Raw genomic sequence first — 15,030 nt, forward strand, 5'->3', positions numbered from 1 at the left:
CGAACACGGAAGTTAAGCTCTCGAGCGCCGATGGTAGTTGGGGGTTTCCCCCTGTGAGAGTAGGACATCGCCAGGCATATTAGAAAAAGACTAGTCATTTGACTAGTCTTTTTTGTGTTTTCATACACCATCGCCTAAAATAGAAATATACTTATAAGAGAAACTTGTTAAATATGTTTTGAAACCCTTTCTTTTGGAAACGATGATTATATACAGGTAGTCTAACAGTTGAAAATTTTTTCAAATGTATTTATAGTAAGGATATAGTCAAATATAGTCAAAGTCAGAAGGAGGGAGCCCTATGGCAAATATCTCTGACATCATTGAACAGTATCTTAAGGAAGTACTCGATCTTAGTGAAAGAGAAATTGTAGAAATAAAGCGAAGTGAAGTAGCAGATAAATTTCAATGTGTCCCCTCACAAATTAATTATGTGATCAATACCCGTTTTACGCTAGAAAGAGGATATGTAGTAGAGAGCAAAAGAGGCGGCGGAGGCTTTATCCGTATCATGAAAGTAAAAGTACATGATTCTTCTCATCTATTTGAACAGGTAATTGATATGATTGGATATAAAATCACCCAAGCTAGTTCAGAGAATCTAATCATTCGTTTGGTTGAAGAAAATGTCATATCCGAGCGGGAAGCAAAGATTATGTTGAGTGTGATGGACCGTTCGGTTATTGCGATTAGTCTTCCTTACAGAGATGAGCTAAGAGCTAAGATTTTAAAATCAATGTTAAATGCTTTACGATATAAGTGATTAGCAATTTTTAAAAGTGGGTGAGGAAACCTAATGATTTGTCAGAACTGTGAAACTAGACCTGCGTCGCTACATTTTACGAAATTTATCAATGGTGAAAAAACCGAAATTCACTTATGTGAGCAGTGTGCAAAGGAAAACGGTGAGTCACTAATGTTCCAGGGGAATTCAGGATTTTCTATCAATAATTTGTTAGCAGGCCTTATTAATTTGGAATCTTCTTTTTCAAAGTCTACTAAGCAACAAACATACAGCAATAAAGAAGTTTTGCAGTGTCCACACTGTAAAATGACTTATCATAAGTTTGCTAAGCTTGGGAAGTTCGGTTGTGCAGAGTGTTACAAGACGTTTGAGAATTCACTCACACCTTTTTTGAAAAGACTTCACGGCGGAAATTATGTTCATAATGGTAAAGTACCGAAGCGAATTGGTGGAAATATTCATTTAAAAAAGGAATTAGAAGCCATGAAATTGAACTTAAAAGAATACATTGCTCAAGAGGAGTTTGAAAAGGCAGCTGAGCTTAGAGATCAAATACGTGCTTTTGAGAAAAGGATTCAGGAAGGAAAAAAGGGGGACGAAATGTAATATGGCGATGAATGAATTTTTAAACCAAGCTATAAGTCCCTGGATGAATCAAAATGGTCCAGACTCAGATATTGTCCTAAGCAGCAGGGTGCGGTTAGCACGAAATCTACAAGATTTTTTATTCCCTACGGTTTCGAAAGGTGAGCAAGACGCCCATTTAACAGCAAAAATCAAACACGATTTATTTGAAGATGACACTGAAAATAGTTGGGAGTTTGAGTTTATCACAATGGGGGAGTTAGAACCTGTAGAGAAGAGGGTACTTGTAGAGAAGCATTTAATTAGCCCTAAGCTAGCAGAAGAGTCGGTGTACGGAGCGTGTATCCTATCTAAAAATGAAGAAATTAGTATCATGATTAATGAAGAAGATCATTTTCGTATACAGTGTTTATTTCCTGGACTGCAGCTGTTGGAGTCTCTGAATGAGGCAAATCAGATTGATGATTGGATCGAGAGGAATTTCGACTATGCCTACGATGAGACAAGAGGGTATTTAACAAGCTGCCCCACCAACGTTGGAACAGGGCTAAGAGCTTCTGTCATGATGCATCTTCCGGCTTTAGTAATGACTAGACAAATTAACCGTATTATTCCGGCTATTAACCAATTAGGTTTAGTGGTAAGAGGAATTTATGGGGAAGGTAGCGAAGCTCTAGGAAACATCTTTCAAGTTTCAAACCAAATGACTCTTGGAAAATCAGAAGAAGACATTGTCGGTGACTTGACGAGCGTGGTAAAGCAGTTGATTGAACAAGAGCGTGCAGCTCGAAATGCTTTGCTTAATACCTCTAATATTGAGTTAGAGGATCGAGTATTCCGCTCATATGGTACGCTTTCTCATAGTCGCATTATTGAATCGAAAGAAGCGGCAAAATGTCTATCTGATATTCGATTAGGGATTGACCTAGGATATATAAAAAATATTCCTAGAAATATATTAAATGAACTCATGATTAAAACACAGCCTGGATTTCTACAGCGATATTTCGGGGGAGCATTGAGTCCTGATGAAAGAGATATTAAAAGAGCCTCATTAATCAGGGAATGCTTGCAAGATAAAAAAGATGAAAACTAATATGTGGAAGGTGACGATAATATGATGTTTGGAAGATTTACAGAGCGTGCTCAAAAGGTTTTAGCACTGGCGCAAGAAGAAGCTTTAAGACTAGGACATAATAATATTGGAACTGAGCATATTTTATTAGGAATTGTGCGTGAAGGCGAAGGTATTGCTGCTAAGGCTCTTTTAGCTTTAGGATTAGGCGCTGACAAAATTCAAAAAGAAGTTGAGAACTTAATCGGTCGTGGCCAAGAAGTGACTCAAACGATTCATTATACACCGAGAGCAAAAAAAGTTATTGAGCTCTCAATGGACGAAGCACGTAAACTAGGACACTCTTACGTAGGAACAGAACACATTCTATTAGGTTTAATTCGCGAAGGCGAAGGAGTTGCAGCACGCGTTCTTAACAACCTAGGTGTGAGTTTAAATAAAGCACGTCAGCAAGTATTACAGCTGTTAGGTAGCAACGAAGCAACATCAAGCAATCAAGGAGGATCATCCTCTCATGCTAATACGCCTACTTTAGACAGCTTAGCACGTGATTTAACGGCAATTGCACGCGAAGGAAGCTTAGATCCTGTTATTGGTCGAAGTAAAGAAATTCAGCGTGTTATTGAGGTATTAAGCCGTCGTACGAAAAATAACCCTGTATTAATTGGGGAGCCTGGTGTTGGTAAAACAGCAATTGCTGAGGGCTTAGCACAGCAAATCGTCAACAACGAAGTACCAGAGATTTTACGCGACAAACGCGTGATGACGCTTGATATGGGGACAGTAGTAGCTGGAACGAAGTATCGCGGTGAGTTTGAGGATCGCTTGAAGAAAGTTATGGACGAAATCCGACAAGCGGGTAACATCATCTTATTCATTGATGAGCTCCACACATTAATCGGTGCTGGTGGTGCTGAAGGTGCAATTGATGCATCGAATATCTTAAAACCATCTCTTGCACGTGGTGAGTTACAGTGTATTGGTGCCACGACTCTTGATGAGTACCGTAAATACATCGAAAAAGATGCGGCACTTGAACGCCGCTTCCAGCCGATTCAAGTTGACGAACCGACAGCAGATGAATCAATTCAGATTTTACAAGGCTTACGTGACCGTTACGAGGCACATCACAGAGTGTCTATTACAGACGAAGCAATTGAGCAGGCAGTAAAATTATCTGACCGCTATATCTCTGATCGCTTCTTACCAGATAAAGCGATTGATTTAATTGATGAAGCTGGCTCAAAAGTAAGATTACGTTCATTTACAACGCCACCAAACTTAAAAGAACTTGAGCAAAAGCTAGAATCCGTTCGTAAAGAAAAAGATGCAGCTGTACAAAGCCAAGAGTTCGAGAAAGCTGCATCATTACGTGATTCAGAGCAACGCCTTCGTGAAGAGCTAGAAGAAACGAAAAAGATATGGAAAGAAAAACAAGGAAAAGAAAATTCAGAGGTAACAGTAGAAGATATCGCAATGGTTGTTTCTAGCTGGACTGGAATTCCTGTCTCTAAGTTAGCACAAGCTGAGACTGAGAAACTTCTGAACATGGAAGAGATTCTACATTCTCGTGTTATTGGTCAGGAGGAAGCTGTAAAGGCAATCGCTAAGGCTGTACGACGTGCTCGCGCAGGCTTAAAAGATCCTAAAAGACCAATTGGTTCTTTCATCTTCCTAGGTCCTACAGGGGTAGGTAAAACAGAACTAGCTCGTGCACTAGCTGAATCAATGTTCGGAGACGAAGATGCAATGATTCGAATTGATATGTCAGAGTACATGGAGAAACATTCGACTTCTCGCCTTGTTGGTTCTCCTCCAGGATATGTTGGATACGATGAAGGTGGACAATTAACGGAAAAAGTTCGCCGTAAGCCTTATTCTGTCGTACTATTAGATGAGATTGAAAAAGCGCATCCAGATGTTTTCAATATCTTATTACAAGTACTTGAAGATGGACGCTTAACGGACTCTAAAGGTCGTACAGTCGATTTCCGAAATACGATTCTTATTATGACATCAAACGTAGGAGCAAGTACGCTAAAACGCAACAAGTATCTTGGCTTCGCTGTTCAAGACGAAAGTCAAGATTACAAGGAAATGAAAGATAAAGTGATGGGCGAACTTAAAAATGCGTTCCGCCCAGAGTTCTTAAACCGTATTGATGAAATTATCGTGTTCCATTCGTTAGAGAAACAGCACATCGCACGTATCGTGACGTTGATGGCTAATCAGCTAACAAATCGATTAAAAGAACAGGAAATTGATCTTGTATTAACACAAAAAGCGATTGAAAAAATTGCTGAAGAAGGATTTGACCCAGAGTACGGGGCAAGACCTCTTCGTCGAGCAATCCAAAAGCATATTGAAGATCGCTTGTCTGAGGAACTTTTAAAAGGAACCGTTAAAAAAGGTCAAAAAGTAACGCTAGATGTAGAAGAAAAAGAATTTGTGGTTCATACGGCTGAACCGAGCGTAAGCGAAATTTAAGACTTCACTAGCAGTGGTAAGGCATACGTATTTTTGTTCGTATGCCTTCCTTTTTTTAAGATAATCTACAATAGAAAGGTTAGGTAAAAGCATAGATGGCAAAGAAGAAAACAAAATTTACATGCCAGGATTGCGGCTATGAATCTGCAAAATGGATGGGGAAATGCCCTGGATGTGGATCTTGGAATTCAATGGTAGAGGAAATGGAGCAAGTAGTGAAAGCAGGAAGAAGAGGAGCTTTTTCTGGTGCCACATCAACAGCTGTTCAAAAGCCTCAATCAATTACAACGATAGAATCTACGCAAGAGCCCCGTATCTATACCAAATCTCCAGAATTTGATCGTGTTTTAGGTGGGGGAATTGTGCGTGGATCACTTGTTTTAATTGGAGGAGACCCAGGGATTGGAAAGTCCACTATTCTTCTACAAACATCCGCACAGTTGGCCGATAATGACCATAAGGTTCTCTATATTTCAGGGGAAGAATCCATTAAACAAACAAAGCTGCGTGCCGACCGGCTAAATATTAAATCAAACAACCTATTTGTCCATGCCGAGACCAATTTGGAATTGATTTCTGAAATTATTAATGAAATGGATCCAGAATTTGTTGTTGTTGATTCCATTCAAACCATTTACCACAGCGATATTACATCCGCTCCCGGAAGTGTTTCCCAAGTAAGAGAATGTACAGCAGAACTTATGCGTATTGCCAAAACGAAAGGAATTGCCGTTTTTATAGTGGGACATGTTACGAAGGAAGGTTCTATTGCAGGTCCACGTCTATTAGAACATATGGTGGATACAGTTCTCTATTTTGAGGGAGAACGCCATCATACGTATCGTATTTTGCGAGCAGTAAAAAATCGCTTCGGTTCAACGAATGAGATAGGTATCTTTGAAATGAAAGAAGCAGGGTTAGAAGAAGTAGCAAATCCTTCTGAAATCTTTTTAGAAGAGCGGTCTCAAGGTGCAGCAGGATCAATTGTAGTGGCTTCTATGGAAGGAACAAGACCTGTTTTAGTAGAAATACAAGCCTTAATAAGTCCGACAAGTTTTGGGAATCCAAGGAGAATGGCTACTGGCATCGATCATAATCGAGTACCGCTGTTAATGGCTGTGTTAGAAAAACGCGTTGGCATGTTGCTTCAAAACCAAGATGCTTACTTGAAAGTAGCCGGAGGAGTGAGGCTTGATGAGCCAGCGATTGATTTAGCGATTGCGGTAAGTATCGCTTCTAGTTTTAGAGATGTTTCCTCTAACCCAACCGATGTGGTTATTGGTGAGGTCGGATTAACTGGAGAAGTGCGTAGAGTCTCTCGAATTGATCAAAGGGTTCAAGAAGCAGCTAAACTAGGCTTTAAGCGCGTGATTTTACCCGAACGTAATTTAGGGGGATGGAAGATACCTGATGGCATTGAAGTTGTCGGTGTGTCAACGGTCTCTGAAGCACTGCAGTATACGTTAGGAGGATAGGGATGGAAGGAGAAAAAATACACGACAAACTAATTGATGACATATTACAATTTGTAGCTCCAGGAACCCCTATTCGCGAAGGTATTGACAACGTATTAAGAGCGAAAACAGGTGGATTAATTGTCTTGGGCTATAATGACCAAGTAAAAAGAATCGTTGATGGAGGCTTCTCGATTAACTGTGCTTTTTCACCTGCCCATTTATATGAGCTGGCGAAGATGGACGGAGCCCTCATTTTAAATGAAACAGGAACAAAGATATTATTTGCTAATGCACAGCTAATGCCGGACCCATCTACACCTTCTTCTGAGACAGGGATGAGGCACCGGACAGCTGAGCGAGTAGCAAAGCAAACGAAGGCGTTAGTTATTGCTATTTCTCAGCGCCGGAACGTAATTAGTCTTTATAAAGGGTCACTAAAGTACGTATTAAAAGATATTGGTGTTATCCTTACAAAAGCAAATCAGGCACTTGGAACGCTAGAAAAATATAAAAGCGTACTAGATGAGTCTATTGAAAGCTTAAATGCCCTAGAATTTGAAGAGCAGGTCACACACTTAGACGTACTACAATCCCTGCATCGTATTGAAATGGTTCTTCGCATCAAGCAAGAGATTTTAGCTTATGTAAGCGAGCTAGGAATAGAAGGTCGATTAATACGGTTACAGATGAACGAGTTACTTTCTGATTTAGAAAAGGAAGCCATTTTACTCATTAAGGATTACATGTTTGATCCGACTCAAGATCCGCATAAAATCATCTTGAAACTTCAAGACATTGCAAATTCGATGCTATTGGATGATCAGACATTGTTAAGGCTGCTAGGTTATCCACTGTATACAAGCTTCGAAGAAGTCACGTATCCAAGAGGGTACCGAATGCTGCATAAAATCCCAAGGCTCCCTTCCATCATTATTGAAAACCTTGTGGATGAATTAGAAAATTTCCAAAAGATTAACGATGCAACAGTAGAAGAATTAGATGAGGTAGAAGGAATTGGCGAAATTCGAGCGAAGAAAATTCGCAACGGATTAAAAAGGTTAAAACAACATTACTTAATGCCACGGCAACTTTAGCTTATAATAGTAGTATAGCAATTTTAAGTGATTTCGTTTCATCGCATATGTAGTGAAATGGTTGATAAATCCCAGATTTTGATAAAAGGTTTTTGTTAAAATTAAGGGTTTCATTTGGTGTAAACTGTTTATAATGATTAAGGGAGGTGAGGACGTGTTAAAGCGCTTGATTCAAGTTTTCTTTCTTATTACAGGTGGTACATTAGGGATTATCTTTATACCAGAATTGATGTCACTTTTAGGTGTAAGTGGTGAGTTAGCTGTCTTAGAAAAATCCTATATACGCGCAATTTTAGGTGCCATTATCTTTTTTATTATTACTTTTTGGTTAGTCGATCATGTCGTTCATTTTATTCATTGGCTAGAAGAGTCTTTAGTAAAAGCCCCAGTTACGGACGTCCTATTTGGAAGTATTGGGTTGATTTTTGGGCTTGTTGTGGCCTTTTTAGTTGTCATTCCATTGAAAGCGATTCAGCTTCAGCTTATGAATACTATATTACCAATTTTCTTAACGATCCTTTTAGGTTATCTAGGCTTTCAGGTAGGATTTAAGAAAAGAGATGAGCTTATTAGTTTGTTTTCATTGCCAACTAGATTGGGTAAAAAGAAGGGGCAAGATGGAGAAGCTGACCTTCAGGACTCTACGTTTAAGATTTTAGATACGAGCGTCATTATTGATGGACGCATAGCGGATATTTGCCAAACGCAGTTTCTAGAGGGAACAATTGTGATTCCTCAGTTTGTACTCGAAGAGCTTCAGCATATTGCGGATTCCTCAGATGCGTTAAAACGAAATCGAGGGAGACGTGGATTGGATATTTTAAATCGAATTCGTAAAGAGCTACCTGTTCGCGTAGAAATTTATGAGGGAGATTTTGAAGACATTCAGGAAGTAGATAGCAAGCTAGTGAAGTTAGCCAAAATTACATCCGGAGTCGTGGTAACCAATGATTTTAATTTAAACAAAGTGTGCGAACTCCAAAATGTAAAAGTTCTTAATATTAATGATTTAGCCAATGCTGTTAAGCCAGTCGTGTTACCTGGTGAAGAAATGCATGTCTTAGTCATTAAAGACGGGAAAGAACATAATCAAGGGATCGCTTATCTAGATGATGGTACAATGATCGTAGTAGAGGAAGGTCGCAACTATATTGGTAAAAGCATTGATGTGTTAGTAACAAGTGTGTTACAAACATCTGCTGGACGAATGATATTTGCGAAGCCAAAGCTATTAGAAAAAGCGCTATAAAAGATATAGAGGAGTAGCTTATGAAGTATCGAGTAATTATTCCTGCTGCAGGACAGGGAAAACGAATGAATGTGGGTAAAAACAAGCAGTTCATTGAACTAGACGGTGTGCCGGTTATTATTCATACACTGCGTGTATTCGATGCCGATCCATTATGCGATGGCATCATACTGGTGGTTAATGAGCAGGATCAATTATTCTTTCAGCATCTTATAAGTGAGTACGGTGTTCAAAAGATATCTGAGATGGTGATTGGTGGACAGGAACGTCAGCACAGCGTATACAATGGTCTGCAAAAGCTTCAGGATCATGAAGTTGTATTAATTCATGATGGAGCTCGCCCGTTCGTTGAACAAGATAAAATTCATGAGCTAGTAGACGTCGTACAGAAGGAGCAAGCAGCTGTGTTAGCCGTTCAAATGAAAGACACTGTGAAACGAGCAGTAGATGGATATGCGGTTGAAACAGTTGAGCGTTCTAGCTTGTGGTCAGTTCAGACTCCACAAGCTTTTCTTGTTCCTGTCATTCAACATGCTCATGAAGTAGCAAGGCAACAAGGTTTTTTAGGCACGGATGATGCTAGTTTAGTAGAATATATGGAAAAAAAGGTTGCGATCGTCGAAGGAAGATATCACAACATTAAATTAACAACGCAAGAAGATTTGCTTTATGCAGAAGCGATTTTAAATAGTCGACAGTAGAGGTGAAGAAGGATGAAATTTCGTATTGGACAAGGTTTTGACGTGCATGAATTTGCAGAAGGTCGTCCATTAATTATCGGTGGAATTGAAATTCCTCATGAAGTAGGATTGCTTGGACATTCGGATGCAGACGTTCTATTGCATACCGTATCAGACGCATTATTAGGTGCCGTTGCAAAAGGGGATATCGGAAAACATTTTCCAGATACAGATGATGCCTATAAAGGAGCTGATTCAGCGGTCTTACTTCAACACGTATGGAAATTAGTGAAAGAGGAAGGCTATGAATTGGGAAATGTGGACTGTACGATTATTGCACAGCGCCCCAAAATGGCACCGCACATTGAAAAAATCCGTGCGCGCATCGCAGAGCTTTTAGAGTCAGATGTGGATCAAATTAACGTAAAGGCGACTACAACAGAGAAGCTAGGCTTCACAGGTCGAGAAGAAGGGATTGCAGCGCTTGCAACCGTCTTAATCGTCCAAAATTAGTTTCGTAGCCTTTATTGCACGGGCAATTGGTGTTAAAATAAGCTTTGACTGTATTTATGTTATGTACATATTTATATAAATTGGAGGGTACTTGACTATGTCAAACGAAGTACGTGTTCGATATGCCCCAAGTCCAACTGGACATCTTCATATCGGAAATGCAAGAACAGCATTATTCAACTATTTATTCGCAAGAAATCAAAACGGTAAATTTATTATCCGTATTGAGGATACAGACCAAAAGCGAAATATTGAAGGTGGAGAGGAAAGCCAGCTGCAATATCTTAAATGGTTAGGAATTGAATGGGATGAAAGCATCGATGTAGGCGGAGAATACGGACCATACCGTCAATCAGAACGCAATCACATCTATGCTAAATATACAGAAGAACTTCTTGAAAAAGGTTTAGCATATAAATGCTATTGCACGGAAGAAGAATTAGAAAAAGAGCGTGAAGAGCAATCAGCGAACGGCCAAATGCCTCGTTATTCCGAGAAGTGTCGTAACTTAACGACGGAAGAACAGGAAAAGTTAGCAAGTGAAGGCCGTCAGCCAAGCATTCGCTTCCGCGTACCAAAAGGCCAAGTAATCAAATTCAACGACATCGTAAAAGATGAAGTATCGTTTGAATCAGATGGTATTGGTGATTTTGTTATCGTGAAAAAAGATGGCACGCCAACTTATAACTACGCAGTAGCGATTGATGATCACTTAATGAAAATGACACACGTTTTACGTGGGGATGATCACATTTCCAACACGCCGAAACAAATTATGATTTATGAAGCGTTAGGATGGGAACCACCAATCTTTGGTCACATGACGCTAATTGTAAACGAAAGCCGTCGTAAGCTAAGTAAACGTGATGAGTCCATTATTCAATTCATTGAACAATACAAAGATCTTGGGTATTTACCTGAAGCGATTTTCAACTTCATTACGATGCTTGGATGGTCGCCAGTAGGTGAAGATGAAATATTCTCCAAAGAAGAGTTCATTAAAATCTTTGATCCAGAGCGCTTATCTAAATCACCAGCATTATTCGATACACAAAAACTAGTGTGGATGAATAATCAATATATGAAGAAGTTAGATCTAGATAAAGTCGTGGAACTTTCTCTACCTCACTTAGTAAAAGCAGGTAAGATTGAAGGAAACCTAGATGAAGAACAACAGGCTTGGGTAAGAGATTTAATCGCTCTTTATCAAGAACAAATGAGCTACGGTGCAGAAATTGTAGAGCTTACAGATATGTTCTTTAAGAAAGAAATTGAGTACAATCACGAAGCACGCCAAGTGTTAGACGAAGAGCAGGTACCAGAAGTATTAGCTGGGTTTGCGAGCGAAGTGGAAGCAATGGAAGAATTCACTGCAGATAACATTAAGGCATCAATTAAAGCTGTTCAAAAATCGACTGGACACAAAGGTAAAAAATTATTTATGCCAATTCGTGTAGCAACAACAGGCGAAACGCATGGCCCTGAGCTTCCTCAATCAATTGCCTTACTAGGTAAAGATACAGTGTTAGCTCGTTTACAAAGTGTCGTAAGTTGATCTTCAAAATATAATGTACTATTCTTAAGGTAAGATCAGTATGTACGTAAAAAGCGTTGAGAAGGAGAAGTAAGCTATCTACCCATCTTAGAGAGAACGGCCTAGGCTGAAAGCTGTTCATGGTATTAGAGAGCCGAAATGCACCTTCGAGTCCTTTTTTGAAACATCCGCATGGGTGGAGTAGGGAAAGGCGGTCCTCCCCGTTAAAAGAGCAGAGTTGAGGCGCAAATTAGTGCCTAAACAGAGTGGAACCGCGTATTCAAACGTCTCTGTGTCATGATGGCACAGGGACGTTTTTTTATATAAAGCCATTTATAAAAAGAAAGAACAAGGGTGTAAACAATTGGGGTGAAAGGCAATGATAAGACTACTGAAAGAAGATATCGATGTGGTTTTTGAACAAGATCCAGCAGCGAGAAGTTATATAGAAGTTGTTTTAACGTATTCAGGGTTACATGCTATTTGGTCTCACAGATTAGCTCATGCGCTTTTTCGAAGAAAGTGGTTCTTTTTAGCAAGATCCATTTCGCAAATAAGCCGTTTTTTCACAGGAATTGAGATTCATCCAGGTGCTAAAATCGGTCGTCGCTTTTTTATTGATCATGGCATGGGCGTTGTCATTGGGGAAACATGTGAAATTGGTGATAATGTTACCGTTTATCAGGGAGTAACTCTCGGGGGAACGGGAAAGGAAAAAGGAAAACGGCATCCAACGATTAAAGATAATGTACTGATTGCAACAGGCGCAAAAGTACTTGGTTCGATAACTATTCATGAAAATTCAAAGATTGGTGCTGGTTCCGTTGTATTGCATGAGGTTCCGCCTAATTCAACGGTTGTTGGGATACCAGGACAGGTTAAGATTCAAAACGGTAAGAAAATTAATAAAGACTTAAATCATCAAGATTTACCAGATCCTGTAGCAGAACGTTTTAAAGAATTAGAGAGAGAAATTAAACGATTACAACAAGAACTGGATGATGTAAAAGAAGGGAAGAATGAAGATGGGCATTAAGTTATACAACACACTAACTCGTCAAAAAGAAGAGTTTAAGCCCCTTGAGGAAAATAAGGTAAAGATGTACGTATGCGGTCCAACCGTTTATAACTATATTCACATTGGAAACGCACGTCCTGCAATTGTATTCGATACGGTTCGAAAATATTTAGAGTTCCGCGGATATGAGGTTCAATACGTATCGAATTTTACGGATGTTGATGATAAACTCATCCGAGCAGCAAAAGAACTAGGTGAAGAAGTGCCGGTCATTGCAGAGCGTTTTATCGATGCTTATCACGAAGACGTTTCTTCTCTAGGATGCAGTAAAGCTACTGTTCACCCACGTGTAACAGAAAATATGGATATTATCATTGAATTCATTGATGAACTTGTGAAAAAAGGATTCGCTTATGAATCAGATGGTGACGTCTACTATCGCACACGCAAATTCGATGGGTATGGAAAGTTATCACACCAACCGATTGATGACTTAAAATCAGGTGCGCGTATTGAAGTAGGCGAGAAAAAAGAAGATCCATTGGACTTTGCACTATGGAAAAACGCAAAAGAAGATGAAATTACGTGGGATAGTCCTTGGGGCAAAGGGCGACCAGGCTGGCACATCGAGTGCTCTGCTATGGCACGAAAATATTTAGGAGACACGATTGATATTCATGCTGGTGGACAGGATTTAGCATTCCCTCACCACGAAAATGAAATTGCTCAATCAGAAGCCTTGACTGGTAAACCATTTGCAAACTACTGGTTGCACAACGGCTACATTAATATTGATAACGAAAAGATGTCGAAGTCACTAGGTAACTTTGTACTGGTTCATGACATTATTAAAAAGTTTGATCCAAACCTTCTGCGTTTCTTTATTTTGTCAGTTCACTATCGTCATCCAATCAATTACAATGAAGAATTATTGGAGAAAACAAAGAACGCGCTAGAGCGTATTAAAACAGCGTATGCCAATCTAAAACATCGAGTAGAGAGTGCAAGTGACTTAGCTGATAATAATGCACAGTGGTTAAAAACGATTGAAGACTTGCGTACTTCTTTCATTCGTGAAATGGACGATGATTTTAATACAGCCAATGCTATTTCAATTTTATTTGATCTTGCTAAACAAGCTAATTTGTATCTAGTCGAGAAAAACACGTCAGAAGAAGTTCTTCATGCATTCATTAAAGTAATGGAGGATCTAGCTACAGTGTTAGGTTTGACACTTGGAGAGCAAGAACTACTTGATGAAGATATTGAACGTCTTATTCAAGAACGAATTGATGCTCGTAAAAATCGTGACTTTAAACGCGCAGACGAAATTCGGGATGAGTTAAAGAGCCGTGACATTATTTTAGAAGATACGGCTCAAGGTACGAGATGGAAAAGAGGATCATGATGTTACAAACTGAAAATATCGACGCTAAACAGTTGAATAGTTTAGCGCTTGCTTATATGGGAGATGCCGTATATGAAATCTATATACGGCAACACCTTTTATCATTAGGAAGCGTACGCCCTAATCAATTGCATAACAAAGCAAAGGGCTATGTATCAGCAAAAGCGCAATCCAAAGTTGCGCATGCCTTTATTGAAAATGATTGTTTAAGTGAAGAAGAAGTGGCTGTTCTGAAACGAGGAAGAAATGCCAAGTCAGGTACAGTTCCGAAAAACACAGATGTTCAAACGTATCGTTATAGTACCGCATTTGAAGCTTTAATCGGATATCATTATCTCCTTCGCAATCAACAGCGCATGGAAGAGCTTATTACATTAGCCATTAGTTTTATTGAAGGAGAGAAAGGAGAACAAAAATCATGACAAATACAACAAATACGACAGATAGCGAATACATCATTGGTCGAAACCCAGTGTTAGAAGCGTTAAAGTCTGAGCGCGATATTAATAAAATCCTGGTTGCAGAGGGGTCTCAAAAAGGTTCCATGCAACAAATTATTCAACGAGCAAAGGACAGCGGTGTGTTAGTTCAATTTGTTCCTAAAAAGAAAATCGAACAAATGGTAGAAGGTAATCATCAAGGAGTATTAGCACAAGTAGCTGCTTATCAGTACGCAGACATTGAAGATTTGTTCGAATTAGCAGCTAAGCGAGACGAAATGCCGTTCTTTCTAATTTTAGATGAGATCGAGGATCCTCATAACTTAGGTTCAATTATGAGAACAGCTGATGCGATAGGAGCTCACGGTATCATTATTCCGAAGCGCCGTGCGGTAGGTTTAACAGCCACTGTAGCAAAAGCCTCTACTGGAGCTATTGAGCACATTCCGGTTGTAAAAGTAACCAATCTAGCGCGTACGATCGATGAGCTTAAGCAACGCAATATTTGGATCGTAGGTACAGATGCAAAAGGTACGCAAGATTATCGTGATTTAGATACAAACATGCCTGTAGGTCTAGTAATTGGTAGTGAAGGTAAAGGGATGAATCGTTTAATCAAAGATAAATGTGACTTCTTAGTTCACTTACCAATGGTCGGGAAGGTAACATCTTTGAATGCCTCTGTTGCAGCCAGTCTACTAATGTATGAGGTATATAGAAAACGCCATCCTTTAGGTGAATAGCT

14 protein-coding genes, 1 rRNA gene and 1 other annotated feature are annotated in these 15,030 nt (G+C 39.4%); all 15 genes read left to right on the forward strand.

Annotated features, from left to right (window positions below; translation table 11 throughout):
* Nucleotides 1-76 (forward strand): 5S ribosomal RNA (rrf, locus tag AMD01_RS25125); the annotation flags it as partial.
* Between the two features lie 225 nt (nt 77-301).
* The gene (locus tag AMD01_RS20095; protein WP_053403249.1) at nt 302-763 is read left to right on the forward strand and encodes a CtsR family transcriptional regulator; all 462 of its coding nucleotides are present in this window, start codon (nt 302-304) and stop codon (nt 761-763) included.
* A 33-nt stretch (nt 764-796) separates the two neighbouring features.
* Nucleotides 797-1,351: a protein-arginine kinase activator protein McsA gene (gene mcsA, locus AMD01_RS20100; protein ID WP_053403250.1), complete on the forward strand. Its 555-nt coding sequence runs from the start codon at nt 797-799 to the stop codon at nt 1,349-1,351.
* Between the two features lies 1 nt (nt 1,352).
* Nucleotides 1,353-2,426: a protein-arginine kinase McsB gene (gene mcsB / locus AMD01_RS20105; RefSeq protein WP_053403251.1), complete on the forward strand. Its 1,074-nt coding sequence runs from the start codon at nt 1,353-1,355 to the stop codon at nt 2,424-2,426.
* Nucleotides 2,427-2,447: 21 nt separating this feature from the next.
* Nucleotides 2,448-4,892, forward strand: a complete 2,445-nt coding sequence (clpC, locus tag AMD01_RS20110; RefSeq protein ID WP_053403252.1) for an ATP-dependent protease ATP-binding subunit ClpC — start codon at nt 2,448-2,450, stop codon at nt 4,890-4,892.
* Between the two features lie 95 nt (nt 4,893-4,987).
* On the forward strand, nt 4,988-6,367 hold the full coding sequence (gene radA, locus AMD01_RS20115) for a DNA repair protein RadA (protein ID WP_053403253.1): 1,380 nt from the start codon (nt 4,988-4,990) through the stop codon (nt 6,365-6,367).
* Nucleotides 6,368-6,369: 2 nt separating this feature from the next.
* Nucleotides 6,370-7,443, forward strand: a complete 1,074-nt coding sequence (gene disA / locus AMD01_RS20120; RefSeq protein WP_053403254.1) for a DNA integrity scanning diadenylate cyclase DisA — start codon at nt 6,370-6,372, stop codon at nt 7,441-7,443.
* 154 nt (nt 7,444-7,597) lie between these two features.
* Nucleotides 7,598-8,692, forward strand: a complete 1,095-nt coding sequence (locus tag AMD01_RS20125) for a PIN/TRAM domain-containing protein (protein WP_053403255.1) — start codon at nt 7,598-7,600, stop codon at nt 8,690-8,692.
* 20 nt (nt 8,693-8,712) lie between these two features.
* A complete protein-coding gene (gene ispD, locus AMD01_RS20130) occupies nt 8,713-9,393 on the forward strand; it encodes a 2-C-methyl-D-erythritol 4-phosphate cytidylyltransferase (protein WP_053403256.1) in 681 nt (226 codons plus the stop codon).
* Nucleotides 9,394-9,405: 12 nt separating this feature from the next.
* A complete protein-coding gene (gene ispF, locus AMD01_RS20135) occupies nt 9,406-9,885 on the forward strand; it encodes a 2-C-methyl-D-erythritol 2,4-cyclodiphosphate synthase (protein WP_053403257.1) in 480 nt (159 codons plus the stop codon).
* 97 nt (nt 9,886-9,982) lie between these two features.
* Nucleotides 9,983-11,440, forward strand: a complete 1,458-nt coding sequence (gene gltX, locus AMD01_RS20140) for a glutamate--tRNA ligase (RefSeq protein WP_053403258.1) — start codon at nt 9,983-9,985, stop codon at nt 11,438-11,440.
* A 47-nt stretch (nt 11,441-11,487) separates the two neighbouring features.
* Nucleotides 11,488-11,714 (forward strand) — a binding site (T-box leader).
* A gap of 84 nt (nt 11,715-11,798) precedes the next feature.
* The gene (gene cysE / locus AMD01_RS20145; RefSeq protein WP_053403259.1) at nt 11,799-12,455 is read left to right on the forward strand and encodes a serine O-acetyltransferase; all 657 of its coding nucleotides are present in this window, start codon (nt 11,799-11,801) and stop codon (nt 12,453-12,455) included.
* Complete coding sequence (gene cysS, locus AMD01_RS20150) at nt 12,445-13,845, forward strand: cysteine--tRNA ligase (RefSeq protein ID WP_053403260.1); 1,401 nt, start codon at nt 12,445-12,447, stop codon at nt 13,843-13,845. Before cysE ends, cysS begins: the two co-directional genes overlap by 11 nt.
* Complete coding sequence (locus AMD01_RS20155) at nt 13,845-14,267, forward strand: Mini-ribonuclease 3 (protein WP_053403261.1); 423 nt, start codon at nt 13,845-13,847, stop codon at nt 14,265-14,267. The genes cysS and AMD01_RS20155 overlap by 1 nt, the downstream gene beginning before the upstream one ends.
* Entirely contained in the window at nt 14,264-15,028 is a 765-nt protein-coding gene (gene rlmB, locus AMD01_RS20160) for a 23S rRNA (guanosine(2251)-2'-O)-methyltransferase RlmB (RefSeq protein WP_053403262.1), read from the forward strand. Before AMD01_RS20155 ends, rlmB begins: the two co-directional genes overlap by 4 nt.
* The last annotated feature ends 2 nt before the right edge of the window (nt 15,029-15,030 follow it).

This window comes from Priestia koreensis (assembly GCF_001274935.1).
Classification (GTDB): domain Bacteria; phylum Bacillota; class Bacilli; order Bacillales; family Bacillaceae_H; genus Bacillus_AG; species Bacillus_AG koreensis.

What these genes read in the sequence shown, in the direction of transcription:
- AMD01_RS20095 (WP_053403249.1), top strand. Translation starts at nt 302, where the DNA reads ATGGCAAATATCTCTGACATCATTGAACAGTATCTTAAGGAAGTACTC.
- mcsA (WP_053403250.1), top strand. Translation starts at nt 797, where the DNA reads ATGATTTGTCAGAACTGTGAAACTAGACCTGCGTCGCTACATTTTACG.
- mcsB (WP_053403251.1), top strand. Translation starts at nt 1,353, where the DNA reads ATGGCGATGAATGAATTTTTAAACCAAGCTATAAGTCCCTGGATGAAT.
- clpC (WP_053403252.1), top strand. Translation starts at nt 2,448, where the DNA reads ATGATGTTTGGAAGATTTACAGAGCGTGCTCAAAAGGTTTTAGCACTG.
- radA (WP_053403253.1), top strand. Translation starts at nt 4,988, where the DNA reads ATGGCAAAGAAGAAAACAAAATTTACATGCCAGGATTGCGGCTATGAA.
- disA (WP_053403254.1), top strand. Translation starts at nt 6,370, where the DNA reads ATGGAAGGAGAAAAAATACACGACAAACTAATTGATGACATATTACAA.
- ispD (WP_053403256.1), top strand. Translation starts at nt 8,713, where the DNA reads ATGAAGTATCGAGTAATTATTCCTGCTGCAGGACAGGGAAAACGAATG.
- ispF (WP_053403257.1), top strand. Translation starts at nt 9,406, where the DNA reads ATGAAATTTCGTATTGGACAAGGTTTTGACGTGCATGAATTTGCAGAA.
- gltX (WP_053403258.1), top strand. Translation starts at nt 9,983, where the DNA reads ATGTCAAACGAAGTACGTGTTCGATATGCCCCAAGTCCAACTGGACAT.
- cysE (WP_053403259.1), top strand. Translation starts at nt 11,799, where the DNA reads ATGATAAGACTACTGAAAGAAGATATCGATGTGGTTTTTGAACAAGAT.
- cysS (WP_053403260.1), top strand. Translation starts at nt 12,445, where the DNA reads ATGGGCATTAAGTTATACAACACACTAACTCGTCAAAAAGAAGAGTTT.
- AMD01_RS20155 (WP_053403261.1), top strand. Translation starts at nt 13,845, where the DNA reads ATGTTACAAACTGAAAATATCGACGCTAAACAGTTGAATAGTTTAGCG.
- rlmB (WP_053403262.1), top strand. Translation starts at nt 14,264, where the DNA reads ATGACAAATACAACAAATACGACAGATAGCGAATACATCATTGGTCGA.